Below are 22,757 nucleotides of genomic sequence, written 5' to 3'. Positions count from 1 at the left end.
GGCAGCTTCGCGGGCACGCCCGCTCCCACAGGTTTCGCGTCAGGCCTGCAAAATGAGGCCGGCCTGTACTGCCCGCTCATGGCAAAGCTTGAGCACCGCCCGGCGCTCGTCGTTGTCCATCCGCCCCCAGCGGCCAATCTCCGCCACGGTACGCTGGCACCCGGTGCAGATATCCTGCTCGTCCAGCGCGCAAATGCTCACGCAAGGCGAGGCCACCGGTCGCTCTACAACATCATTCATCATCAACCACCAGCTCTTGCGCATAACGCCGGGCATTATGCACGTAGTGCGCGGCACTGGCTTCGAGCATGCGCTTCTGCTGCTCGGTCAACTCGCGTACCACCTTGCCCGGCGAGCCCATTACCAGCGAACCGTCCGGGATTTCCTTGCCCTCGGCGATCAGCGCGTTGGCACCGATGATGCAATGTTTGCCGATGCGCGCACCGTTGAGAATTACCGCATTGATACCCACCAGGCTGTAGTCGCCCACCGTGCAGCCATGCAGCATGGCGTTGTGGCCAACAGTTACGCCTTTGCCCAGGGTGAGCGGCGAGCCCATGTCGGTGTGCATGACCGTGCCATCCTGCACGTTACTGCCTTCGCCGATGTCGATCAGCTCGTTATCCCCGCGCAACACCGCGCCAAACCACACACTCGCATCGGCCTGCAGGCGCACGTTGCCGATCAGCGTGGCGTTGGGTGCGGCCCAACTGGTGGGATGGCTTTCGACCCGCAGGTCGCCCAGGCGGTATTTCATGCATGCTCCTCAGGCTGGAACGCAAATGGCGGGGTAGGCCCCGCTCAGTTTTCGATGTAACGCTCAGGGGGCTGGTGCAGGCTGATGCCGGCATCGAACAGCAGGTTCACCAGCTCGACGATCATGATCGCCGAGAGCCCCCAGATCTTGTATTCGCCATAGCGGTAGCTGGGCACATACCAGCTGCGCCCCTGGTAATCGATACGGTGGGTATGTTCGCGCGGGTCCTGGCGGAAGAATTCCAGCGGTACGGTAAATACTGCCGCGATTTCGGCATCATTGGCGCGGTATTCGACGAAGTCGGGAATAACCCCGACGAATGGCGTCACTTTAAGACCATGCAGCGAAATCAGCGGGCTGAGCGGGCCGATCACTTCCACCAGCCCAGGCGGCAGGCCGATTTCTTCCTCGGCTTCGCGCAGGGCGGTAAACACCAGGTCCGGGTCTTCCGGGTCACGCCGCCCGCCAGGAAAAGCGACTTCACCGCCATGGGTGGACAGGCCCTTGGCGCGCAGGGTCAATACCAGTTCGGGCGCTTCGCTACGGGTAACGGGCAAAAGGACCGCCGCTTCAGGGAACCGTCGGTCGGTTTCCAGTGATGCGGGGTGGTGGTTGCTCATTCGGCGAAGTAGCTCGTCCAGCATTGCGCACGCTCGTATCCAAGGCCTGCCTTGCATGATGCACCAAAGCCGCGAAGCACCCAAGCCCCTGCGCTTGCGCAGCGCCCTGCGGGCGCGCCAAGATAGCCTTGAACAAAAGGAACCTCACATGAAATTCTGCAGCGCGTGCGGCCAGCCGGTCACCCAGCGGATCCCCGAAGGCGATAGCCGCCTGCGGTTTGTCTGCGAGTCTTGCCAGACCATCCACTACCAGAACCCCAACATCGTCGCTGGCGTGCTACCCACCTGGGGCAGCCAGGTGCTGTTGTGCCGGCGCGCCATCGAACCACGTCGCGGTTTCTGGACCCTGCCCGCAGGGTTCATGGAGAACGGCGAAACCCTCGACCAGGCCGCCCGTCGCGAAACCGTCGAGGAAGCCTGCGCGCGGGTCGGGGAAATGAGCCTGTACCAACTGTTCGACCTGCCGCACATCGACCAGGTGCATGTATTCTTCCGCGCCGAACTGGCGGACCTTGCCTTTGATGTGGGTGTCGAAAGCCTTGAGGTGCGCTTGTTCGAAGAACATGAGATACCGTGGGGCGAGCTGGCTTTTCGCACCGTCACACGCACACTAGAATGCTACTATCGCGACCGCATCGGGCAACACTACCCCATTGGCCATGAATACCTGCCACCGATGAACGTCACGACCACCACCTCTACATAGAAGAAGCCTTCAGGGATACCGTTACATGCGCTGGTTGCTTGCCCTTTTCTGCCTTTGCGTTACCTCGGTGTCCCAGGCGGCCTTTACCGAGACCATCATCCGCAAGCCCGTGCCGGCAGCGCAAACGCCATCGCCTTCGCAGCAGGCCATGCAACCGCTGATCGACAAGGTGCTGGTGATCAAGTCCGAGCGCCGCCTGCAACTGATCAGCCGTGGCGAGCCGCTGAAAACCTACCGCATTTCCCTGGGCAAGCAGCCCAAGGGCGCCAAGGAGCGCGAGGGCGACAAGAAAACCCCTGAAGGCCTGTACTGGCTGGATTGGCGCAAGCAAAGCGACCGCTTCAACCTGGCCATGCACATCAACTACCCGAACATCAGCGACGCCGCCCGTGCCACCCGCGAAGGGGTGAGTGCCGGCAGCATGATCATGATTCACGGCACGCCGATCAACGACGAGTACCCGGAATGGTACTTCCATACCCTGGACTGGACCGATGGCTGCATTGCCATGCGTAACCGTGACATGCAGGAAGTGTGGGACCTGGTGCGGGACGGGACGTTGATCGAGATTCGCCCTTAGGCCTGGAAGCTTGACGGCGCCTGCGGGCTTACCAGCGCAGGTCCCGCTGCCCTGCCAGCGCCTGCGGCCCGAGCCATTGTGCTCCGCGCAGCAATGGCGTCAACGTCGCATCAGGCTGCAACTCGAACCCTAGCTGGGCCCGCCGTGCTGGCAGGTCGGCATCTACCACCAACTGATGCTGCCCCTGCTGCGCCAGTTGACCACGCAGCCGCCAGCCGCTGTGGCAATCCATTTCCAGCCAGCCTTGCCCCAGGCCCAGCGACCACGGCTCGCTAAGCGCCAGGTCGCTGACCGTCACGCGGCCTTGGCTGGCCAGACATTGGCGCCCTGCCCCCTGTACGCGCACTTCGCCTTGCCACTGCCCAACCAGGCGGTAATCCGTGGCCACCGTCGCTTCAGTGCCCATCGCCTTTGCCTCCAGTTGCCAGCGCCATGGCCAGCCCTGGGCGCGCAACTGCCAAGCCTGGCCCTGAAACCCTAGCTGCGCAATTGCCTGCATACGCCAAGGCTGCACCGACCAGCGCAGTGGCCCGACTAGCCCCAACTTTTGCGCCTGGCCCTGCCACAGGCTGCCACGAGCGGCTTGCATTGGCAGGTCGAAGCCGCGTGCGACCCAGGCGGCAGGGAGTTCCACCAACAATGTCAGGCCGAATACCAGCAGTACCCACGCCACGGCTTTTCGGCTCATGGCTGCACCAGCAGGTCGAAACGCAATGCCTTGCCATCCTGCTCCAGCCCCCATTGCAGCGGCTGTACGCCTTCGCTGCGCAGGGCCTGCAACCAGTCTTGCAGCACCCGCGCATCGGCCACCTGCCCGCGCAGCTGCCAGGCTTGGCCTTGCGTATCGACCTCGGCCAATGCGACCTGCCGCGCCTCGGCCGACTGCTTCAGACGCTCCATGCTCACGCCAGGGCCACCCTGCAAACTGGCGGCTTGCTCAGCCAGCCCTCGCCACTGGCTGAGTTCGCGCCATTGCGCCAAGCCCCAGCGCAGCGCCAGGAAGGCCAGCAACACGGCAACGAGCAACCAGGCGAACTTCAATCGATGACGCTGTATCCAGTCCCGGTTCATGCTGCGGCTCCCAAATCGAACACCACTTCGCCACCTTGAACCGTAACGGCAGCACCCGCGGCCTTGGCGATTTCTTGCCAGGGCGGCGCTGCGCCGTCGCCGTCCAGGCGCAGTTGCCAGTGCTGGCCATCGAAGCGCACCGCTTGCAGGCGCCAGCCGGGATGATCATGCAGCCAAGCCTGCAAAGCCGCCTGCAAGTCTTCGAGCTGGCGAGTGCGCAGTTGCTGCTGCAACGCGCTTTCACGCAAGCGCTTGAGCGCCTGAGCGGCGTGCCGTGGGCTGGCCTGCTCGCCTGTCACGGCAATGACCTGGGCACGCCAAAGTTGTGCCTGACGCCATTGCTGGCTCAACCACAAGCAGCCCCAGGCGGCCGTCAGCACCAGGCAAGCAGCCAACAGCTGTTGCTGCCCACGCGAAACCACAGGCAATGAAAGGGCCTTGCGGGCAGGCTCGAACAAGCCAGGCATCGAATCGAGGGCGGGCAGCGTACTCGGCCAGTCGCCAGTCAATGAGACCTTTTGCAGCTGTGCCCACGGTTGCTGCGGCAATTCTCCCAAGGCATCGGGCCACGCCAACCAGTGCTCTTGCTGGTCCTCGGTCAAGCCTTTGTAAACGGACATACCGGGCGTTCGCTGCCAGTGCCAGGCAGTACCTGGCTCTGCTGTGGGCAGCAACTGATACTCCGCCCAACAACGCTCAACCTGCAATCCCCACGCAGCACACTGCCCGCGCCAGCCTTCCAGTTGCTGACGAGCCACAACCAGCAAGCGCAGGTAACCAGGCTCGCGGGCCAGGCAGGCGCAAGTCACTTCGTCCGGCGGCTGCATCAAGCGGTCCTCGAGCAACAACGGCCACTCTTCCCGCTTGAGCCCAGGTGGCGCTGGCACGCGGAACAGGCTGCACGCCTCGGCAGGCAAAACCAGGGCGACCCGGGCTTGCAGCTTCGCCGGTGGTTCGCCCTGCCCTTGGCGCAGCACAATCCCGCCCTCGGCCAGTGCCCAGTGCCAGACGCCCCCCGGCCGCAGCAACAACCACGGCTGAGCAGGTGCACGTCGCAGCCATTCAACGCTCATGAACGCCCCCACGGAAGGGCAAAGGTGCAGACATAGGGTGCTCCATCACGCTGCAATTCCAGGCGCACGCCACGGCCGGGGTGCGCAGGTTGATCGGAAGGCCAGGCCAGCCAGCGGCCACCCTGGTAGTACAGGACATTCATCGCGCTTACCCGGTCGAGTTGTTCGCGCTGTAGCCAACGTGGGGCCGCGGCGGCATACAGGTCGGCCGAGCTTTCCAGCAGCAGGCGCTGCTCACGGGCCTCGAAGCGCAGCCGCTGGCGTTGCAGCCGCGAGCCGCCTTCGGCTTCCGGCAGGCCCGTGGTGGCAACCCATTGCAACTGATTGCTTGCCGGCTGCCAGTCCAGCCAGCGGCTGGCCAAGGGCAGTCGCTGGTCGTAGACACGGCGCAGTACCGGGCTGTCGAAGCGGCGCTCCAGGGCCAGGCAGAAATCCAGCACCGAGGTTTGCTGGTTGGTCACTTGCAGGCGTTCACGCACTTTCATCCAGCCATTGACCAAGGCGGCGAGCATGATGCCGAGCAAGGCGGTCAGGGCCAGGGCGACCATCAGTTCGATCAGGGTCAGCCCTGCCTGGCGGCGCTTCACGGGCAGGGCTTTGAACTGACGCGTGCACACCTGCCTTGTGGGAGCGGGTTCACCCGCGAACACCGGCAAAGCCGGTGCCATCCACCGCGGCGCCTGATTCGCGGGCTTGCCCGCTCCCACAGAGGCCGTGCGGGCTTCTCGACTTCTGTAAGTCATGGGCGCTCCAGAAACACGGTGTACTGGCCCAGAGGCAGGCGCTGGTCACGGTCGGCGTACAGTTGCAGTTCCCCGCGACGCAAGTCGCGCACCCCGGTGCGGCGCAGTTGCAGTTGCCAGTGGCACTGTTGGCCCCCCTGGCTCAGCTCCCCTGCTGCCTGGTTGGCAGCAGGCCAGAATTGCTCGACGGCGAAGCGGGTTTGCAGTTCACGCGCGCACAGCAGGCCAAGGCGGTGCTGTTGCAGGTTGCCCTGCACGGCCAGGCGCTGGCGCAACACCTGGCTGGTGATCACCGCGAGCACGGCGGCAATCGCCAGGGCGACGGTCACTTCCAGCAAGGTGAACCCGCGCTGACGTTGCCTCATGGGGCCACCTGCAGCCGGCCATCGCGGCTCCAGGCCCATTGCTGGCTGCCATCGGCCCAGCGCCAGCGCACGCTGCCCGGCTGTGCCCAGCCATGCGGGGTAAACACCAAGCGAGGCTGCAAACTGGCGGGCCAGTCCGGTTGCAGGCCCTTGGGCCAGTCTCCCAATGCAATGGGTTCGACCACCCAGGCATTCCCCTCACGCCGCACAAACTCCGGGCGTTGACCATTCCAGCGCAGACCACGCAGTTGCCCGGCATGCCGGGCCAGCGCAGCCTGGTCCCTGGTCTCGCTAGCCAGGCGTTGCAAAGCCTGGTCGACACGGGCCTGGCCGCTGCCTAACCCGGCCACCGCCAGGCCCGTCATCAGGCCAGCGATGGCTAGCACCACCAGCAACTCGATGAGCGTGAAACCCCGCTGACGCCGCACCCTTACAACTCCCAGTTACCCAGGTCGGCATCCTGGCCTTCGCCACCCGGCTGGCCATCGGCACCCAGCGAGTACACATCGACCCGGCCATGCTCACCGGGCATGCGGTACTGGTACGGGGTGCCCCACGGATCTTCCGGCAGGCGGCGCACGTAGCCGTCACTGCGCCAGGCCCGTGGCAGCGGTTCCTGGCTCGGTTTTTTCACCAGTGCAGCCAGGCCCTGTTCGCCGCTCGGGAAGCGCAGGTTGTCCAGCCGGTACATGTCCAGCGCCTGTTCCAGGGTGGCCAGGTCGGCCATCACCTTCTGCTTCATGGCCTTGTCCTGGTTGCCCAACACGCTGGGCGCGACCACGGCGATCAGCAGGCCGATGATGAAGATCACCACCATGATTTCCATGAGGGTGAAACCGCGTTGGCGGTTACGTCGATGCTGCATGGCAATACTCCTTGTCTTCACAGTTGCAGGCCCTGGTTGAGTTGCATGATCGGTAGCAGCACGGCCAACACGATGAACAGCACCACGGCCCCCATCACCAGGATCATCAGGGGTTCGAACAGCGCCATGGCGGTATCCACCTGGCGGGCAAAACCGCGCTCCTGGTCGTCGGCCACGCGTTCGAGCATGTCGGCCAGGGTGCCGCTGGCCTCACCGCTGCCGACCATGTTCACCAGCAGCGGCGGGAATTGCTGGCTGGTATCCAGCGCACGGTGCAGGCTGGTGCCGCCCTGAACGTGCTGGCGCACCTGCTCCATGGCCAGGCGGATGCGCCGGTTGCCGACGGTTTCGGTGGCCACTTGCAAGGCTTCGAGCAGGGCCACGCCACTGCCAGTGAGAATCGCCAGGCTGCGTGCCAGGCGTGCGCTTTCCAGCACCTGCAACAGGCTGCCGATGCGCGGCAGGCGCAGCAGCAACTGGTCGCGGCGCAGGCACCAGTGCGGCTTGCGCAGCAACCAGCCACCGAGCACGCCAAGCACCAACACCAGCCCCAGCAACCACGGCCCGGCGTGTACCAGCCCCTGGCTCAGGCCGATCAGCAACGAGGTAATCAGCGGCAGGCTTTGCCCGGCGTGGGCGAATTGTTCGGTGAGCTTGGGCACGACAAAGGTCATCAGGCCCACGACCACGGCGAGCGACACGCCCATCAATACGGAGGGGTAAATCAGCGCGGTACGGGCCTTGTGTTGTTGCCGTTGCACCTGTTCCAGGTGGTCGGCCAAGCGTGTCAGCACCTGCGCCAGACGCCCGGAACGCTCGCCAGCCTCGACCAGCGCACAGTACAAGCCCGTGAACGGCGCCCCTTGGCGCGCCAGGCTGCGGGCCAGGCCCAGGCCTTCGCCGAGCGAGCCGCGCAGGGCCACCAACACGCTGTGCAAGGCCGGCTGACGCAGCTGGCGCTCAAGGGTGGCCAACGCATCGACCAACGGGATGCCGGCACCGGTCAAGGTAGCCAGCTGGCGGGTCAGCTCGCACAACTGGGCACGGCTCAGGCGTTGGCGCCGAGGTTGTCGGGTACCGGCTTCGTGCCGCTGCAACTGGCGGGCGAAAAGGCCCTGTTCACGCAACAACTGACGCGCATGGCGTTCGCTGTCGGCCTGCAGGCTGGCCTTGTGCGCTTTGCCCGCGAGGTCGACAGCCTGATAACGATAGGTTGGCATACCTTAGCCCTGCACCACACGCAGCACTTCGGCCAGGCTGGTCTCGCCACGGGCCAGGCAATCGCTGGCCATTGCCACCAGGCTCTGGCGGCGCTCGGCCAGGTAATCCTGCATGGCCAGTTCGCTGGCGCCGTCGTACAGCAAGCCGATCAGCCCGGCATCCAGTTCGATGAATTCATACAGCCCCAGGCGCCCGACATAACCGCTGCCCTGGCACTGTTCGCAGCCGACTGCGTGGTAGCTGCTGCCCAGCGCTGCCAGCTCCGGCCACAGGTCACGTTCGGCAGGTTGCAGCGGATGCGCCACGGCGCAACTGCACAAGCGCCGCACCAGGCGCTGGGCAAGCACACCCCGCAAGCACGAGGCGATCAGGAACGGTTCGATGCCCATGTCGCGCAGGCGGGTCACCGCACCCACGGCACTGTTGGTGTGCAAGGTGGACAACACCAGGTGGCCGGTGAGGCTGGCCTGCACGGCGATCTGCGCGGTTTCCTGGTCGCGGATTTCGCCAAGCATGATCACGTCCGGGTCCTGGCGCAGAATGGCGCGCAGGCCGCTGGCGAAGGTCAGGCCGGCACGCGGGTTGATGGCCGTCTGGCCGATGCCGGCGATGGCGTACTCCACCGGGTCTTCGACGGTGAGGATGTTGCGGCTGCCATCGTTGAGGCTGTTGAGGCTGGCGTACAGGGTGGTGGTCTTGCCCGAACCGGTCGGCCCGGTAGACAGCACAATGCCATTGGGCCGCGCCAGGCAACTGCGCAGGCCCTGCAACACGGCGGGCGGCATGCCCAGGTTATCCAGTGCCAGCAGGCTGGCCTGCTTGTCGAGCACACGCATGACCACACGCTCGCCATGAATGCCGGGCAGTGTCGAAACCCGCACGTCCACTTCGCGCCCAGCCGCACGCAAGGTGATACGGCCGTCCTGGGGCTGGCGTTTTTCGGCGATGTCCAGCCGCGCCATGACCTTGATCCGCGACACCAGCATGGCTGACAGCGCCCGCGGTGGGCGCAACACTTCGCGCAGGTGGCCATCGACCCGCAGGCGCACCACCAGGTTTTGCTCGAAGGTTTCGATATGGATATCCGAAGCACGCAGGCGCAGGGCCTGGCCGAACAGGCCGTTGATCAGGCGGATCACCGGGGCTTCGTCATCACTTTCCAGCAGGTCTTCGATGCGCGGCATTTCGCTCATCAGGCTGTCCAGGTCGACCTGGTCGCCGATGCCTTCGATCAGCGCTTCGGTGGCAGCATCGCCGGTTTGGTACAGCTGGCCAAGGCGTTCATCGAACGCGGCAGCTTCCAGGTATTCAAGCGCACCGGGCTGGCCATGCACGCGCAACAGCTCCTGCAACTGGGCGCTGTCGGCGTCGGGCCGCAGCCACAGCTGCCAGCCCTGTTCCGTCGAGGCCATGGCCACGCCGCTCTGGCGTGCCTGGCGGTATGGCAGCATCACCAGTCACCGCCTTCCAGGCGTGCACGGCTGGCGGGGAATACCTGCAACAGCGGCTTGCCTTCTGCCAGGTCCGGCAATTGCAGCGGCGTGGTCTGCTGCAAGGTGCGGTACTTGTCTTCGCTGAGCCCGGCAAGGCTGGGCCCATCGCGCAGGATGCGCGGGCGGATGAACACCATCAGGTTCTGCTTGGTGTTCTTGGTGGCGTCGGAGCGGAACAGCCTGCCCAGGTAAGGGATATCGCCAAGCAGCGGCACGCGCTGGTTGCTGGTGCTCAGCTCGTCGCTGATCAGGCCACCAAGAATGACCAGGCCATTGTCTTCGACCATGACCTTGGTCTTGATCTCGCGCTTGTTGGTGATCACGTCGCTGGCCGCACTGGACTCGGCGATGGAAGACACTTCCTGGACGATGTCCAGGCGCACGCTGTTGTCGACATTGATCTGCGGCTTGATGCGCAGCTTCACCCCGACCTCTTTACGCTCGATGGTCTGGTACGGGTTGGCGTTGTTCTGCGTGACCGAGCCGGTGACGAAAGGCACCTCCTGGCCGACCAGAATGGAAGCCTCGGCATTGTCCAGGGTCAGCAGGGTGGGCGTGGACAGCAGGTTGAAACCACTCTTGCCCTTCAGCGCATTGACCAGCATGGCGAAATTGAACCCGCCACCGAAATGGCCGATGCCCGCCGTGGCGCCGGTGGTGGCGGACAGCAGGTCGCCAAGTGCTTCGTTGTCGCCGCTGGCAGCGGCCCCTGCGATGTTGGCGATGTTTACCCCGTTGCTGCCGAAATTGACGATACCGGCACCGAATTTTTCGTCGGCAAACAGCCATTGCACGCCCAGCTCCTGGGCACTGCTGTCGGACACCTCGGCGATGATCGCCTCCACCACCACCTGGGCTCGGCGAATGTCCAGCTGCTCCACGATGGCGCGGTAGGCGGCCAGTTCGCTGTCGGGGCCGACCATGACCACAGCGTTGGTGCCTTCTTCATATTCCAGGCGAATGCCCGGGCCACCGCTGGTAGCCACCACGGGCCGGTCCTTGCCCTCACCTTCACCCGCCCCTTCAGCCTGCACCGCACCTTCCTGGCTGAGCCCGCGTAATACCTTGACCACTTCGCCGGCGTTGGCATGGCGCAGGTAGATGACCTGGGTGCTGCCATTGCTCGGTGCCTCTTGCGGGCGGTCGAGCTGGCGCAGCAGGCTGGCGATGCGGTCGAGGTTGCTGCGCCAGTCAGTGACCACCAGCTGGTGCGCAGCCGGGTACGGGGTGATCACCCCGACCCGTGGGTCGATCAAGGGTTTGAGGATACCCAGCACCTGTTCGTTGGCGGCGTTGCGCACATTGAATACGCGGGTGGCCACGCTGTCGCTGCCCTCCCCCTGCTGCCCACCGGCTTCCACCGGCACCGGCTCCAGGCGCGCGGCCTGGTCGGGGACGATCTTCACGCTGCCGTTGGGCAGGTCGACGGTGGCGTAACCCTGGGCGCGCAGTTGCGCCAGGAAGATGTCGTAGATGGCATCGGCGTCGTGCAGGTCGACGGTGCGCACGGTGACCTTGCCCTTGACCCGGGGGTCGACGATGAAGGTGGTGCCGGTGATGCGCGACACGCTGTCGATGAACTCGCCCAGTTCGGTGTCGACGAAGTTCACTTCGTACATCGGCGTACCGTTGTCATCGAACACCGGCTCTTCGGCCCAGGCCATGGACAGGGCCAGGCTCAGTGCGGCCGCCACGCAGTATCTAACAGGCATCGTTCATCCTTGGCGCTTGAAGCCGGTCACGGCGGGGCGTGGCGGCCAGGGCAGGCGTTCACGTCGCCCCTGGTTGTTGAAAATCAGGCCATCGCTGTCGATGTCCTGCAGCACGATCCCCGGCGCCAGGCGCTGGCCGCGGGCCAGGGTGCGCACCTGCTCGCCGTAGCGCAGCACCACCACGCTGGCTGCCAGCGGCTGGGCCTTGAGGCCGCCCAGGTATTGCAGCGGCAGGCGGGTGATGGCGATGGCAGCGTCATCGACCGGCGCTTGCCAGTGGCCGACCATCAGCCCAGGCAGCGGCGTGTCGACAGGGGCCGGCACAGTGGCGGGTTGCGGCTGGCGGCCCAGTTGCAACACACACTGGGCCGCCAGCCAGCCGGCCAGGGTCAGGCCAGCGCCTGTGAACAGGCGCGAGGCGAACGTCACGAGGCCAACTGCCGTGGGTGCCAGCCCGGGTGCCCCTGCACGTAGCGCACTTCGGGCAATTGCAGCGGCGCCAGCTGCCAGCCGGCCGGCTGGCGGGCAAGCCAGGCTTCAACCCGCTGCCAAAGGGGTTCACCCGCCTGGCTTTCGAATTGCAGGCCGAAGGTGCGACACAGGCCCTGTACCGGCTCCAGCCCAGTGATGCGCTTGCCTTGCGGGCTGTAGCTGACACCCCAGGCCTGGCTCTGCCAGCGTGGCAGGTCCTGGCTGTTGTCCAGCAGCAGCGGGTCGCCGAACAGTTGCTCTGCGGCGTTCTCCAGCACTTGTTCCACCTGCCGGGCCGGCGCTTCGACCACGGGCGCCGGGTAGCCACCGGTCAGGCTGATCAGGTGTTCGCGGGTGATGGACGCGCCCGCGGGCAGCGGGTAGTCATAGCGCAGGCCTGGCAGCAACACGGGCATGCTGCTGTCGTCAGCCAAGGCCTGATGCAGCAGCCGATCCCAGCTGCCACCTCGGGTATCGCGGCGCCACAATGCCTGTGGCGCGCGGGCCAGCGGCTGATCCAGCCACGCCGCATGGCCAGCGCGTTGCTGGCGCAATGTTGCCTCCAGCTGCCCGGCACGATGTTGCGCGGCAGGTGCAAGTTGCTGCTCAAAGGCCGGGAAGAAACGCCCGTCGAATTGCCATACGCCCGCCACCTGCTGGCAACGCAGGCGCATTGCACCGCTACCCCGGCAGCCGGCGAACACCACTGGCACGCGTCGGCCGCTGGCCTGGGTCACCTCCACCGGTGCCGGCCACAGATCCTGGCCGCGGGCACACAGCACCACATCCAATTGCGGCACCCGCTCGGCCAGCCAAAGGCCCGGGCCGGTTCCGACATCGGCCATGGCCACCACCAGGTCGGCCTCGCGCCGGGCCTGTTCGAACACGGGCTGCAAAGACTGGTACCACTGTTTCAGGGAGGCTTTCTGATCCTGGGCATAAGGGTCCGTTACACCGACCACGGCAATACGGGCGCCGCCGCGCTCGAAGACGTGCAAGGCTTGCAGCCCCAACGCCTGGCGCTGCGCGTCTGCCAGCCCGGCCCCCAAGGTAATGGCGCTAGCCTGGCGATACAGCCCCTGGCTGCGCTGCGGCCACAACACGCGTTCGTCGCTGCTGACGCGCACCTCGCTGCCCAGCAGTTGGCTACCTTGCAAGCCGCTCTCACCCTGGGTCAGGTAGGCCAGGCCACTGCCATTCCAGCCCTGGCCGTTTTCCAGGGTAAGGCTGTTGCCTGCACCCGCCTCGGCGCGCAGTTGCTCCAGCAGCGCGCCCAGCACCGCATACCCACCCAACTGGGCGCCACTTGCCTGGCGGGCATCAAGCAACGGCGCCAGTTGCGGGTAGGCCAGGCTGGCGCTGCTGCCCGTCATCCACGGTGCACGGCCCAAATGGCTGACCGGCCCCAGGCGGGTAGCCGGCACCACGGCCTGGCCGGGTTGGCGGGCATCGAGGGTATCGGCCACATACAGCAGGTCAAAGCGGGCGTTACCGCCCTGCTGCGCCGGGAAAGCAGAGCAGGCGCCGAGCAAGGGGGCCAAGGCCCCGATACCCATCCAGCCAATCACTTCGCGCCTGTGCATGCTGCTTGCCATCGAACCCGCCATCCTTATCCATGTTCATTCAGGGCTCCGGATGTTGCGGCGTTGGCATTACAGTTTGATGGCAGAATTCCGACAGGCATTCCAAATTGATCTGTCAGGTAATTTTCTAAGATCGAGTCGTTTTAAAAGCCCGTTAACATTTCTGCCAATGAATCATCATATTTGCGCACTAAAGTCGCGGTTTCCTCCAACTCAGCCAATATAAGGACACCCTGATGAGTCGAGATACCGGCGACAACCTGGACCGGAACCAAAGCGGCAACTTGCCGATGGCCACTGTCATGGACGCCTACCTGAGCCGCCGCAGTGTGATGCGCGGCAGCCTGGGCGCCGCCATCGCCATGATTGCCGGTACCGGCCTGACAGGCTGCTTCGACGGTGGCGGTTCCGATAACGATGACCCGGTCACCGAGCCACCGGTAACCGAGCCACCAGTCACCGAGCCGGAAGTGCCGAAACTGGCGCTGGGCTTCCAGTCCATCCCGGGCTCGCGCACCGACGCTTGCGTGGTGGCCGCCGGCTACAGTGCCTACGTGCTGGCGCCGTGGGGCACACCGATCAACAGCAATGGCAACCCATGGAAGTCCGACGGCAGCAACACCTCGACCGACCAGGCCAACGCCATGGGCATGCACCATGACGGCATGCACTTCTTCCCGATCAACGGCAGCTCGGAAGACGGCCTGCTGGCGATCAACTTCGAGTACATCGACACCGCCGCACTGCACCCGGCCGGTCCGACCACAGACGTGAACGGCAAACGCCCGGTTGAAGAAGTGCGCAAGGAAATCAACGCCCACGGCGCTGGCGTGGTGCGCCTGCAGAAGGTGAACGGCCGCTGGCAGGTAGTCGACAACGACCCGCTGAACCGCCGCTTCACCACCGCCTCGCGCATGGAAATCACCGGCCCGCTGCGTGGCACCGACCACGTAAAGACCAAGTACTCCAGCGCTGGCACCCACTGCCGCGGCACCAACAACAACTGCGGCAACGGCTACACCCCGTGGGGCACCTACCTCACCTGTGAAGAGAACTGGCCGGGCATCTTCGTCAACAAGGGCACCCGCCCCGAAGACCAGCGCCGCATTGGCGTGGGCACCTCCAGCGGCCAGTACAAGTGGGAAACCGCTGCCGGTGACAGCACCGAAGTGGCTGACGAATTCGCCCGTTTCGACGTTACCGTGAAGGGCGCCAGCGCCACCGACGACTACCGCAACGAAGCCAGCACCTACGGCTACATCGTCGAGATCGACCCGTACAACAGCAGCACCCTGGCCACCAAGCGCACTGCGCTGGGCCGTTTCCGCCACGAGGGCTGCGCCCCGGGCCTGCCCGTCGCCGGCAAGCCGCTGGTGTGGTACATGGGTGACGACTCGAACAACGAGTACCTGTACAAGTGGGTGTCCACCGCCGTGTGGGACGCCGCCGATGCCAACCCGGCCGACCGCCTGGCCACCGGCGCCAAGTACCTGGACCAGGGCAAGCTCTATGTGGCCCGCTTCAATGCCGACGGCACCGGCGTATGGCTGCTGCTGGACGTAGGCACCGCCACCACCAACGGCAGCACCCTGGGTGCGCTTTACGGTGATCTGCCAGGCATCATCCTCAACACCCGTGGGGCGGGTGATGCCGTGGGCGCTACGCCGATGGACCGCCCGGAATGGACCACGGTCAACCCGCTGAACGGCGACGTGTACCTGACCCTGACCAACAACAGCGCACGCACCCCGGAAAAGGTCGATGCGGCCAACCCGCGCGGCCCAAACCGCCACGGCCACATCATTCGCTGGCACGACAGCGACGACCAGTTGAGCTTCACCTGGGACATCTTCGTATTCGGCGCCAACGCTGCCGGCACGGCCGACATCAACCGTTCCGGGCTGACCGAACTCAACCAGTTCGCCAGCCCGGATGGCATGAGCTTCGATAGCCGTGGCGTGCTGTGGTTCGAGACTGACAACGGCGAAAGCACCCTCACCGAGTACACCAACGACCAACTGCTGGCTGTGATCCCCTCCGACCTGGTGGATGCCAGTGGCAAGCAGGTGCCGGTGAATGCGCAGAACCAGGTGAACCTGCGCCGCTTCTTCGTGGGGCCGAATGACTGCGAAGTGACCGGAATCAGCTTTACCCCGGACAACAAGACGCTGTTCGTGAACATTCAGCACCCGGGGAACTGGCCGTATACCGACAAGGCCACCGATGCTACGCCCGCTGGGGCAACGGTACGGCCGCGGGCTTCGACGGTGGTGATCCAGCGTAATGATGGCGGGGAGATCGGTACCGTCTGATCGACCTGTGCACGGGGGGCCGCTTTGCGGCCCAATCGCGACACAAGGCCGCTCCTACAGGGGATCGCGTATCCCTGTAGGAGCGGCCTTGTGTCGCGATGGGCTGCACAGCAGCCCCGGCTAGGGTAAGCCTTACCAGGCGATCGGCTCCCGGCTACGCACCCGTACTTGCTGCGCCGGTACCCGGGCATGCCATTTCACTACCCCCAGTGCCTCTACCTGGAACTCGCTGCGTATGACTCGCCCCTCTTCCTCGAACGACAACTGCAGCAGGTAATACCCGCTGTTCAGCAACAACCCTTCGCTCAGCCGCTCGAACGTTTCGTCATCCACCGCCCCCAGTGCCTGACGCAAAGCACCCGCATCCACGTACCCTGACGCCGGCCGGCCGCTGATGATGCGGCTTAACAGCGAACGCGGGTAACGCCCTTCGTACAGCGCCTCCAGCAGCGGCAGATGCTCCAGCCCAAGCGCATTGGCGTTCAACCGCCAGCCAGTCACCTGCGGCAAGGCGCACAGCATTGGGTAACGGCTCTGCCGGCCTGCATCCGGCTCCAACAGCAAGTTCAGCTCGCTGGTGTCCAGCATCGGCTGGTTGGCCGCCAGCCGTGCCGGTTGCTGGCGCAGGTACTGGGCACTTTCGGCGCCTTGCAGGCGGGTATCGCTGTCGGCGTCAAGCCAGTCGGCCAGCGCATCGACCAGGCGCTCGGCCGCCATGTCGTCGCCCAGCAGGTAGCGCAGCTGGCGCTCGGCACGCTCGCCATCGCCACCCAGCAGCGCATTGACGTTAAAGCAGGTGTGCTGGTCGCGCACCCGCAACTGCGCCTGGCCGGCGCCAAAGTCATAGTTCAGTGGCTGCCCACGCAACGCCTGCCAGAACAACGGGCTAAGCCGCCAGGCGGGGTCGCGCAGCGCCTGCGCGGCATAGGCCAGGCCGGCCTGCTCCATCGCCCGCGCCTGCACCCGCTGGTGCAGCAGGCGCACTTCATCCACCTGGCGCCGGCCATCTTCCACCAACCAGGCCATGCCCGCCGCCAGCATTGCCAGCACCACCATCACCATCAACAAGGCCGCCCCCTGTTGTTGCCTGCCACCCATCCGTGCCTGCCTCGCTCGCGAAATAAAGACGCCAGTCAACACGCGGCGTGTTGCAGGTAGATGGCAATGCCCGTTCGTCATGTGCACGTCATCTACACGAGGCAGGATTGCCCTTCCTTTTCATGACCTTACAGGAGTGGTCGCAATGGGTGGCATTGGAATCTGGCAACTGGTGATCGTATTGCTGATCGTGTTCCTGCTGTTTGGCACCAAGCGCCTCAAGGGCCTGGGCAGCGATGTGGGCGAGGCGATCCAGGGTTTTCGCAAGTCCATGGGCGGTGACAACGACGTCGATGCCCCTGGCCAGCCGCAAGTACAGCAACAGGCCCCGCTAAACGGCCAGGCCACGCAACAACCCCAAGCGGATCGTCAGGCCTGATGTTCGAGGTAGGCTTCAGCGAGTTGCTGCTGGTCGGCGTCGTCGCGCTACTGGTGCTGGGCCCGGAGCGCCTGCCAGTGGCAGCGCGCACCCTGGGCCGCGGCCTTGGCCAGGCGCGCCGGGCCATGCATGCCTTGCGCACGCAGGTTGAACGCGAGATCGAGCTGCCCAACCTCGACAGCGCGCCGTTGCAGCGCCTGGAACAAGAAATCCGCCAAGGCATCAGCCTGAACACGGAGCCGGCCAATGATGCCGCCACGGTCGCCGCCCCCAAGGAAAACGCCTCATGAGTATTGCCATGGACCCGGCGGCCAGCATGCCGCTGACCGAACACCTGCGTGACCTGCGCAAACGCCTGGTGCGTTGCCTGGCGCTGGTGGCGCTGGTGTTTGCCGGCCTGTTCCCCTTTGCCCAGACGCTGTACACGCTGATATCCGAGCCGCTACGGCGTTTTTTGCCAGAAGGCGCGAGCATGATCGCCACCAGCGTTACCTCGCCGTTTCTCACGCCGTTCAAGCTGACGGCGATGTGCGCGCTGTTCGTGGCCATGCCGCTGCTGCTGCACCAGGCTTGGGGTTTTCTGGCGCCGGGGCTGTACCGCCGTGAGAGGCGTATTGCCCTGCCACTACTGGTGTCGAGCATCGTGCTGTTCTACGGCGGCATGGCCTTCGCGTTCTTCCTGGTGTTCCCGATGATGTTCGGCTTCTTTGCCAGCGTGACGCCGGACGGCGTGGCGATGATGACCGATATCAGCCAGTACCTGGACTTTATCCTGGCGCTGTTTTTGGCGTTCGGCCTGGCGTTCGAGATCCCGGTGGCGACGTTTATCGTGGTCTGGGTGGGGTTGGCGGATGTGGCCACGTTGCGGCGCAGCAGGCCCTACGTGATCGTCGGGTGCTTTGTGGTGGGGATGATATTGACGCCGCCGGATGTGTTTTCGCAGACGATGTTGGCGGTGCCGATGTGGGTGCTGTTCGAGGTGGGGTTGCTGGCTTGTGGAATGTTGAAGCGGCCTGAGCCTGGCAAGGAGATTGTCGCTGGGTTGTAGGGCCTCTTCGCGGGCACGCCCGCTCCCACAGGGATATCACTAGGTTCAGGACCTGTGAAATACCTGTGGGAGCGGGCGTGCCCGCGAATAGCCTTGATGCGGCCTAGAACTCGGCGAGCCGCCAGACTTCGTAGGCTGGCGTCTCGTACGGGTGGCTCTGCTTGAGCGCAGCGACGACCTGAGCGATCAGCGCGTCTGCCACCACCAGCTCCACCTTCCACTCCTCCACCACCTCGACCTGGCCCGCTTGCCCGAGGAACGGCTGGCTGCCGCTCAACGGGCGGAACTGGCCCTGGCCCAGGGTTTGCCAGGCGCAGTGGTCATAGTCACCGATGCGCCCGCCACCCGCGGCGAACACAGCGGCCTTGACCACTTCGACATGGCTGGCGGGGACGAAGAAGGCGAGCTTGTACACGCCTTAGTTCACCCATACCCGCGCATTGCGGAACATACGCATCAGCGCGGCATCTTCCTGCCACTCATCCGGGCGCCAGGAGTTCTGCACGGCGCGGAACATACGCTCCGGGTGCGGCATCATGATGGTCACGCGGCCGTCGCGGCTGGTGAGGCCGGTAATGCCACGCGGCGAGCCGTTCGGGTTGGCCGGGTAGGCTTCGGTGACCTTGCCGTGGTTGTCGACGTAGCGCAGGGCCACGCAACCGGACACGTCAGCTTCCAGCAATGCTTCTTCGCTGGCGAACTCGGCATGGCCTTCGCCGTGGGCGATGGCGATCGGCATGCGCGAACCGGCCATGCCCTGCAGGAAGATCGAGTTGGACTTCTGCACCTCGACCATGGCCACACGGGCTTCGAACTGCTCCGAGCGGTTACGCACGAAGTGCGGCCAGTACTCGGTGCCCGGGATCAGCTCGTGCAGGTTGGACATCATCTGGCAACCGTTGCACACGCCCAGGGCGAAGCTGTCGGTACGCTCGAAGAAGGCCTGGAAGGCGTCGCGGGCACGGGCGTTGAACAGCGCCGACTTGGCCCAGCCTTCACCGGCACCCAGCACGTCACCGTACGAGAAGCCACCACAGGCAACCAGGCCCTTGAAGGCTTCGAAGTCGACACGGCCAGCAAGGATGTCGCTCATGTGCACGTCGATGGCAGCGAAGCCGGCGCGGTCGAACGCAGCAGCCATCTCGACCTGGCCGTTGACGCCCTGCTCGCGCAGGATGGCCACTTGCGGGCGCACGCCCTTCTTGATGTACGGTGCGGCGATGTCGTCGTTGACGTCGAAGCCCAGCTTCACCGACAGGCCCGGGTTGTCTTCCTCGAGCAGCAGGTCGAATTCCTGGTCGGCGCAGTCGGCATTGTCGCGCAGGCGCTGGATTTGATAGCTGGTTTCAGCCCACTGGCGCTGCAGCATGCGCCGGTCGTCGTCGAACAGCACTTCGCCGTTCAGGCTGATGGACACTTCGCCGTTGTTGACCGGCTTGCCGATCACCGCGACGCAGCCTTCGCCCAGGCCAGCAGCGCTGAACTGTGCCAGCACGTCCGGGGTGGCATCCTGGCGAACCTGGATGACTGCACCCAGCTCTTCGTTGAAGAGGATGGCCGGCACGTCGCCCTTGCTGTCGGTCAGCGGGTCGAGGTGCAGGTCAAGGCCGCAGTGGCCGGCAAAGGCCATTTCCAGCACGGTGGTGACCAGGCCGCCGTCGGAGCGGTCGTGGTAGGCCAGCAGGTGGCCGTCGGCGTTCAGGCCCTGGATTACGGCGAAGAAGGCCTTGAGGTCTTCGGCGTCGTCGACGTCCGGTGCCTGGGCAGCGATCTTGCCGTGGGTCTGGGCCAGGATCGAGGCGCCCATGCGGTTCTTGCCGCGGCCCAGGTCGATCAGGATCAGGTCGGTTTCGCCCTTGTCCATGCGCAGTTGCGGGGTCAGGGTTTTGCGGATGTCGGTGACCGGGGCGAAGCCAGTGATGATCAGCGACATCGGCGAAGTGACGCTCTTCTCGACGCCCTCGTCGCTCCACTTGGTCTTCATCGACATCGAGTCTTTGCCGACCGGAATGGTAATGCCAAGCTCCGGGCACAGCTCCATGCCGACAGCCTTGACAGTGTCGTACAGGCGGGCGTCTTCACCCGGGTGACCGGCAGCGGACATCCAGTTGGCCGACAGCTTGATGTCGGACAGCTTCTCGATGCGCGAAGCGGCCAGGTTGGTCAGGGTTTCGCCGATCGCCATGCGGCCGGACGCCGGGGCATCCAGCAGTGCCAGCGGGGTACGCTCGCCCATGGCCATGGCTTCACCGGTGTAGACGTCGAAGCTGGTGGCGGTGACGGCGCAGTCGGCCACCGGTACCTGCCACGGGCCAACCATCTGGTCGCGGGCAACCAGGCCGGTGATGGTGCGGTCGCCGATGGTGATCAGGAAGCTTTTGCTGGCCACGGCCGGGTGGCTGAGCACGCGCTGCACGGCGTTGTCTAGGTCCAGCTTGCTTGGGTCGAAGTCATCGCCCAGCTCGGCTTCGCGGGTAACCGAACGGTGCATGCGCGGCGGTTTGCCCAGCAGCACGTCCAGCGGCATGTCCACCGGGGTGTTGCCGAAGTGGCTGTCGCTTACAGTCAGATGCGGCTCTTCAGTGGCTTCACCGACCACGGCGAACGGGCAACGCTCACGCTCGCAAATGGCCTGGAAACGCTCGAAGTCGACCGCGCTGACAGCCAGCACGTAACGCTCTTGCGATTCGTTGCTCCAGATTTCGTGCGGGGCCATGCCCGGCTCGTCGTTGGGCACGTTACGCAGTTCGAAGCGGCCACCACGGCCACCGTCGTTGACCAGCTCCGGGAAGGCGTTGGAGATACCACCGGCGCCAACGTCGTGGATGAAGGCGATCGGGTTGGCGTCGCCCAGCTGCCAGCAGCGGTCGATGACCTCCTGGCAACGGCGCTCCATTTCCGGGTTTTCGCGCTGTACCGAGGCGAAGTCCAGGTCTGCCGAGCTGGCACCGGTCGCCACCGACGAAGCGGCGCCGCCGCCCAGGCCGATCAGCATGGCCGGGCCGCCGAGCACGATCAGCTTGGCGCCGACGGTGATCTCGCCCTTCTGCACGTGGTCTTCACGGATGTTGCCCATGCCACCGGCCAGCATGATTGGCTTGTGGTAGCCGCGCACTTCTTCGCCGTGCGGGGTGTTGATGGCCTGCTCGAAGGTACGGAAGTAACCGGTCAGGGCCGGGCGACCGAATTCGTTGTTGAACGCAGCGCCGCCCAGTGGGCCTTCGATCATGATGTCGAGGGCGTCGACGATGCGCTCCGGCTTGCCGTAGGCCTGTTCCCATGGCTGCTCGAAGCCCGGAATGCGCAGGTTGGACACGGTGAAGCCGGTCAGGCCAGCCTTGGGCTTGGCGCCACGGCCGGTAGCGCCCTCGTCGCGGATTTCGCCGCCGGAGCCGGTGGAGGCGCCGGAGAACGGGGCAATGGCAGTCGGGTGGTTGTGGGTTTCCACCTTCATCAGGATGTGCACCGGCTCCTGCACCGCGCCGTACTGGCGGGTTTCAGGGTTCGGGAAGAAACGGCCGGCCACGTTACCGACGATGACCGAGGCGTTGTCCTTGTAGGCAGACAGGACGCCTTCGTTGTGCATCTGGTAGGTGTTCTTGATCATGCCGAACAGGCTCTTGTCCTGAGCCTGGCCGTCGATGTCCCAGCTTGCGTTGAAGATCTTGTGGCGGCAGTGCTCGGAGTTGGCCTGGGCGAACATCATCAGTTCGATGTCGTTCGGGTTGCGCTTCAGGCCCTGGAAGGCATTGACCAGATAGTCGATCTCGTCTTCTGCCAGGGCCAGGCCCAGGTCGATGTTGGCCTTGGCCAGCGCGTCACGGCCACCGGCCAGGATGTCCACCGAGGTCATCGGCTTGGGCTGGGCGTGGCTGAACATGTCGGCCGCCTGCTCCAGCTGAGCCAGCACACGCTGGGTCATGCGGTCGTGCAGTTCGGCGGCGACCAATGCAGCGTCAGCGTCGCTCAGGGTGCCGGCAACGTAGTAGGCGATGCCGCGCTCCAGGCGCTGGATCGACTGCAGGCCGCAGTTGTGGGCGATGTCGCTGGCCTTGCTGGCCCAGGGCGAAATGGTGCCCAGGCGCGGTACGACCAGGAACAGTCGGCCGGTCGGCTCCTGTACCGGCACGCTCGGGCCGTACTTGAGCAGACGGCCCAGCACCTGCTGCTGGTCGGCGGTCAGCTCGCCGTCGACATCGGCGAAGTGGGCGAATTCGGCATACAAACCAGTAACAGCGGGGACTTTCTGGCTCAGTTGCTCGAGTAATTTACCGTGGCGAAAGGCAGAAAGGGCAGGAGCGCCGCGCAGGATCAACATCGTCGGGACAGCCTCAGGAAGGGGTGTGCTTAGAGGCCGTGCATTCTAGCCTAATTCGATGGCTTTCGGCACCCGCTCTACGCCACGGCTGCCGGGCGGTGGAACCGGACTTGCGAGTCAGAAAAAAACCATCAACATCGCACAGTCCTTGTAGGAGCGGCCTTGTGTCGCGACGGGCTGCGCAGCAGCCCCGGCGATTTGTGCGGGGGCCGAGATTCTGGGGCCGCTACGCGCCCCATCGCGACACAAGGCCGCTCCTACAGGAAAGTGAAGAAGCTGACATTGCACATAAAGCGCTACCAGACAAGCTAACAGTTGTCGAGATATGGTTGGGCCGGTCCT

24 protein-coding genes are annotated in these 22,757 nt (G+C 65.0%); 6 read left to right on the top strand and 18 right to left on the bottom strand.

Features of this window, described 5'->3' with window-relative positions:
* Window positions 1-39: 39 nt before the first annotated feature.
* The 3 genes from ACQKPZ_RS01260 to ACQKPZ_RS01250 are packed head-to-tail and all read right to left on the bottom strand — an operon-like array spanning window position 40 to window position 1,401.
* Entirely contained in the window at window positions 40-243 is a 204-nt protein-coding gene (locus ACQKPZ_RS01260; protein ID WP_427535062.1) for a DUF1289 domain-containing protein, read from the bottom strand.
* Window positions 233-757 (bottom strand): gamma carbonic anhydrase family protein, encoded by a 525-nt coding sequence (locus tag ACQKPZ_RS01255; protein ID WP_016713007.1) that lies wholly within the window; start codon window positions 755-757, stop codon window positions 233-235. The genes ACQKPZ_RS01260 and ACQKPZ_RS01255 overlap by 11 nt, the downstream gene beginning before the upstream one ends.
* A gap of 44 nt (window positions 758-801) precedes the next feature.
* Complete coding sequence (locus tag ACQKPZ_RS01250; RefSeq protein WP_427535060.1) at window positions 802-1,401, bottom strand: CoA pyrophosphatase; 600 nt, start codon at window positions 1,399-1,401, stop codon at window positions 802-804.
* Between the two features lie 124 nt (window positions 1,402-1,525).
* Here ACQKPZ_RS01250 and ACQKPZ_RS01245 point away from each other — a divergent pair, with 124 nt between their 5' ends.
* The gene (locus ACQKPZ_RS01245) at window positions 1,526-2,083 is read left to right on the top strand and encodes an NUDIX hydrolase (protein WP_427535059.1); all 558 of its coding nucleotides are present in this window, start codon (window positions 1,526-1,528) and stop codon (window positions 2,081-2,083) included.
* A 25-nt stretch (window positions 2,084-2,108) separates the two neighbouring features.
* A complete protein-coding gene (locus ACQKPZ_RS01240; protein ID WP_105946866.1) occupies window positions 2,109-2,663 on the top strand; it encodes a L,D-transpeptidase family protein in 555 nt (184 codons plus the stop codon).
* A gap of 28 nt (window positions 2,664-2,691) precedes the next feature.
* On the opposite strand, the gene ACQKPZ_RS01235 is transcribed toward ACQKPZ_RS01240, so the two are convergent.
* The 12 genes from ACQKPZ_RS01235 to ACQKPZ_RS01180 all read right to left on the bottom strand — a co-directional run bounded on the left by ACQKPZ_RS01235 (window position 2,692) and on the right by ACQKPZ_RS01180 (window position 13,272).
* Window positions 2,692-3,351 carry a hypothetical protein gene (locus tag ACQKPZ_RS01235; RefSeq protein ID WP_427535057.1) on the bottom strand — a complete coding sequence of 220 codons (660 nt, stop codon included), beginning with the start codon at window positions 3,349-3,351 and terminating at the stop codon, window positions 2,692-2,694.
* Window positions 3,348-3,734 carry a type II secretion system protein GspM gene (gspM, locus tag ACQKPZ_RS01230; RefSeq protein WP_427535055.1) on the bottom strand — a complete coding sequence of 129 codons (387 nt, stop codon included), beginning with the start codon at window positions 3,732-3,734 and terminating at the stop codon, window positions 3,348-3,350. The genes ACQKPZ_RS01235 and gspM overlap by 4 nt, the downstream gene beginning before the upstream one ends.
* Window positions 3,731-4,807, bottom strand: a complete 1,077-nt coding sequence (gspL, locus tag ACQKPZ_RS01225) for a type II secretion system protein GspL (RefSeq protein WP_427535053.1) — start codon at window positions 4,805-4,807, stop codon at window positions 3,731-3,733. The genes gspM and gspL overlap by 4 nt, the downstream gene beginning before the upstream one ends.
* Window positions 4,804-5,394 carry a prepilin-type N-terminal cleavage/methylation domain-containing protein gene (locus ACQKPZ_RS01220; RefSeq protein ID WP_427535172.1) on the bottom strand — a complete coding sequence of 197 codons (591 nt, stop codon included), beginning with the start codon at window positions 5,392-5,394 and terminating at the stop codon, window positions 4,804-4,806. Before ACQKPZ_RS01220 ends, gspL begins: the two co-directional genes overlap by 4 nt.
* Before the next feature lie 152 nt (window positions 5,395-5,546).
* Window positions 5,547-5,915 carry a type II secretion system protein GspI gene (locus ACQKPZ_RS01215; RefSeq protein WP_427535052.1) on the bottom strand — a complete coding sequence of 123 codons (369 nt, stop codon included), beginning with the start codon at window positions 5,913-5,915 and terminating at the stop codon, window positions 5,547-5,549.
* The gene (gene gspH / locus ACQKPZ_RS01210) at window positions 5,912-6,343 is read right to left on the bottom strand and encodes a type II secretion system minor pseudopilin GspH (protein ID WP_427535051.1); all 432 of its coding nucleotides are present in this window, start codon (window positions 6,341-6,343) and stop codon (window positions 5,912-5,914) included. The genes ACQKPZ_RS01215 and gspH overlap by 4 nt, the downstream gene beginning before the upstream one ends.
* A gap of 2 nt (window positions 6,344-6,345) precedes the next feature.
* Complete coding sequence (gspG, locus tag ACQKPZ_RS01205) at window positions 6,346-6,780, bottom strand: type II secretion system major pseudopilin GspG (protein ID WP_391130420.1); 435 nt, start codon at window positions 6,778-6,780, stop codon at window positions 6,346-6,348.
* A gap of 17 nt (window positions 6,781-6,797) precedes the next feature.
* A complete protein-coding gene (gene gspF / locus ACQKPZ_RS01200; protein ID WP_427535049.1) occupies window positions 6,798-8,000 on the bottom strand; it encodes a type II secretion system inner membrane protein GspF in 1,203 nt (400 codons plus the stop codon).
* Window positions 8,001-8,003: 3 nt separating this feature from the next.
* Window positions 8,004-9,452: a GspE/PulE family protein gene (locus ACQKPZ_RS01195; protein ID WP_427535170.1), complete on the bottom strand. Its 1,449-nt coding sequence runs from the start codon at window positions 9,450-9,452 to the stop codon at window positions 8,004-8,006.
* Complete coding sequence (gene gspD, locus ACQKPZ_RS01190) at window positions 9,452-11,206, bottom strand: type II secretion system secretin GspD (protein ID WP_427535047.1); 1,755 nt, start codon at window positions 11,204-11,206, stop codon at window positions 9,452-9,454. Before gspD ends, ACQKPZ_RS01195 begins: the two co-directional genes overlap by 1 nt.
* 3 nt (window positions 11,207-11,209) lie before the next feature.
* The gene (locus ACQKPZ_RS01185) at window positions 11,210-11,635 is read right to left on the bottom strand and encodes a pilus assembly protein PilZ (RefSeq protein ID WP_427535046.1); all 426 of its coding nucleotides are present in this window, start codon (window positions 11,633-11,635) and stop codon (window positions 11,210-11,212) included.
* Entirely contained in the window at window positions 11,632-13,272 is a 1,641-nt protein-coding gene (locus ACQKPZ_RS01180; protein WP_427535044.1) for a lipoprotein UxpA, read from the bottom strand. The genes ACQKPZ_RS01185 and ACQKPZ_RS01180 overlap by 4 nt, the downstream gene beginning before the upstream one ends.
* Before the next feature lie 224 nt (window positions 13,273-13,496).
* Here ACQKPZ_RS01180 and ACQKPZ_RS01175 point away from each other — a divergent pair, with 224 nt between their 5' ends.
* Window positions 13,497-15,572 carry a PhoX family protein gene (locus ACQKPZ_RS01175; RefSeq protein ID WP_427535043.1) on the top strand — a complete coding sequence of 692 codons (2,076 nt, stop codon included), beginning with the start codon at window positions 13,497-13,499 and terminating at the stop codon, window positions 15,570-15,572.
* Window positions 15,573-15,704: 132 nt separating this feature from the next.
* Here ACQKPZ_RS01175 and gspK read toward each other — a convergent pair whose 3' ends face one another.
* Complete coding sequence (gspK, locus tag ACQKPZ_RS01170; protein ID WP_427535042.1) at window positions 15,705-16,670, bottom strand: type II secretion system minor pseudopilin GspK; 966 nt, start codon at window positions 16,668-16,670, stop codon at window positions 15,705-15,707.
* Window positions 16,671-16,815: 145 nt separating this feature from the next.
* Between gspK and tatA the strand changes: the two genes are divergently transcribed.
* The 3 genes from tatA to tatC are packed head-to-tail and all read left to right on the top strand — an operon-like array spanning window position 16,816 to window position 18,097.
* A complete protein-coding gene (tatA, locus tag ACQKPZ_RS01165; protein WP_403203221.1) occupies window positions 16,816-17,049 on the top strand; it encodes a twin-arginine translocase TatA/TatE family subunit in 234 nt (77 codons plus the stop codon).
* Window positions 17,049-17,339: a Sec-independent protein translocase protein TatB gene (gene tatB, locus ACQKPZ_RS01160; RefSeq protein WP_300025220.1), complete on the top strand. Its 291-nt coding sequence runs from the start codon at window positions 17,049-17,051 to the stop codon at window positions 17,337-17,339. Before tatA ends, tatB begins: the two co-directional genes overlap by 1 nt.
* Window positions 17,336-18,097: a twin-arginine translocase subunit TatC gene (gene tatC / locus ACQKPZ_RS01155; RefSeq protein WP_403203222.1), complete on the top strand. Its 762-nt coding sequence runs from the start codon at window positions 17,336-17,338 to the stop codon at window positions 18,095-18,097. Before tatB ends, tatC begins: the two co-directional genes overlap by 4 nt.
* A gap of 103 nt (window positions 18,098-18,200) precedes the next feature.
* Here tatC and ACQKPZ_RS01150 read toward each other — a convergent pair whose 3' ends face one another.
* Window positions 18,201-18,512, bottom strand: coding sequence for an NGG1p interacting factor NIF3 (locus ACQKPZ_RS01150; protein WP_427535041.1), 312 nt, complete (start codon window positions 18,510-18,512; stop codon window positions 18,201-18,203).
* Window positions 18,513-18,515: 3 nt separating this feature from the next.
* Entirely contained in the window at window positions 18,516-22,415 is a 3,900-nt protein-coding gene (purL, locus tag ACQKPZ_RS01145) for a phosphoribosylformylglycinamidine synthase (RefSeq protein ID WP_391130452.1), read from the bottom strand.
* Window positions 22,416-22,757: the final 342 nt, after the last annotated feature.

This window comes from Pseudomonas sp. NPDC089547 (assembly GCF_050280665.1).
GTDB lineage: Bacteria > Pseudomonadota > Gammaproteobacteria > Pseudomonadales > Pseudomonadaceae > Aquipseudomonas.
The sequence above is the reverse complement of the archived record's forward strand: the minus strand, read 5'-3'. Positions and strand labels throughout refer to the sequence as shown.

Bases quoted from the DNA above. Each gene is read 5' to 3' on its own strand.
- purL (WP_391130452.1), bottom strand. From the start codon at position 22,415: ATGTTGATCCTGCGCGGCGCTCCTGCCCTTTCTGCCTTTCGCCACGGT.
- ACQKPZ_RS01180 (WP_427535044.1), bottom strand. From the start codon at position 13,272: ATGGCAAGCAGCATGCACAGGCGCGAAGTGATTGGCTGGATGGGTATC.
- ACQKPZ_RS01250 (WP_427535060.1), bottom strand. From the start codon at position 1,401: ATGCTGGACGAGCTACTTCGCCGAATGAGCAACCACCACCCCGCATCA.
- ACQKPZ_RS01235 (WP_427535057.1), bottom strand. From the start codon at position 3,351: ATGAGCCGAAAAGCCGTGGCGTGGGTACTGCTGGTATTCGGCCTGACA.
- ACQKPZ_RS01245 (WP_427535059.1), top strand. From the start codon at position 1,526: ATGAAATTCTGCAGCGCGTGCGGCCAGCCGGTCACCCAGCGGATCCCC.
- ACQKPZ_RS01175 (WP_427535043.1), top strand. From the start codon at position 13,497: ATGAGTCGAGATACCGGCGACAACCTGGACCGGAACCAAAGCGGCAAC.
- tatC (WP_403203222.1), top strand. From the start codon at position 17,336: ATGAGTATTGCCATGGACCCGGCGGCCAGCATGCCGCTGACCGAACAC.
- ACQKPZ_RS01255 (WP_016713007.1), bottom strand. From the start codon at position 757: ATGAAATACCGCCTGGGCGACCTGCGGGTCGAAAGCCATCCCACCAGT.
- gspD (WP_427535047.1), bottom strand. From the start codon at position 11,206: ATGCCTGTTAGATACTGCGTGGCGGCCGCACTGAGCCTGGCCCTGTCC.
- gspL (WP_427535053.1), bottom strand. From the start codon at position 4,807: ATGAGCGTTGAATGGCTGCGACGTGCACCTGCTCAGCCGTGGTTGTTG.
- gspM (WP_427535055.1), bottom strand. From the start codon at position 3,734: ATGAACCGGGACTGGATACAGCGTCATCGATTGAAGTTCGCCTGGTTG.
- gspK (WP_427535042.1), bottom strand. From the start codon at position 16,670: ATGGGTGGCAGGCAACAACAGGGGGCGGCCTTGTTGATGGTGATGGTG.
- ACQKPZ_RS01260 (WP_427535062.1), bottom strand. From the start codon at position 243: ATGATGAATGATGTTGTAGAGCGACCGGTGGCCTCGCCTTGCGTGAGC.
- gspG (WP_391130420.1), bottom strand. From the start codon at position 6,780: ATGCAGCATCGACGTAACCGCCAACGCGGTTTCACCCTCATGGAAATC.
- ACQKPZ_RS01215 (WP_427535052.1), bottom strand. From the start codon at position 5,915: ATGAGGCAACGTCAGCGCGGGTTCACCTTGCTGGAAGTGACCGTCGCC.
- ACQKPZ_RS01195 (WP_427535170.1), bottom strand. From the start codon at position 9,452: ATGCTGCCATACCGCCAGGCACGCCAGAGCGGCGTGGCCATGGCCTCG.
- gspF (WP_427535049.1), bottom strand. From the start codon at position 8,000: ATGCCAACCTATCGTTATCAGGCTGTCGACCTCGCGGGCAAAGCGCAC.
- tatA (WP_403203221.1), top strand. From the start codon at position 16,816: ATGGGTGGCATTGGAATCTGGCAACTGGTGATCGTATTGCTGATCGTG.
- ACQKPZ_RS01240 (WP_105946866.1), top strand. From the start codon at position 2,109: ATGCGCTGGTTGCTTGCCCTTTTCTGCCTTTGCGTTACCTCGGTGTCC.
- tatB (WP_300025220.1), top strand. From the start codon at position 17,049: ATGTTCGAGGTAGGCTTCAGCGAGTTGCTGCTGGTCGGCGTCGTCGCG.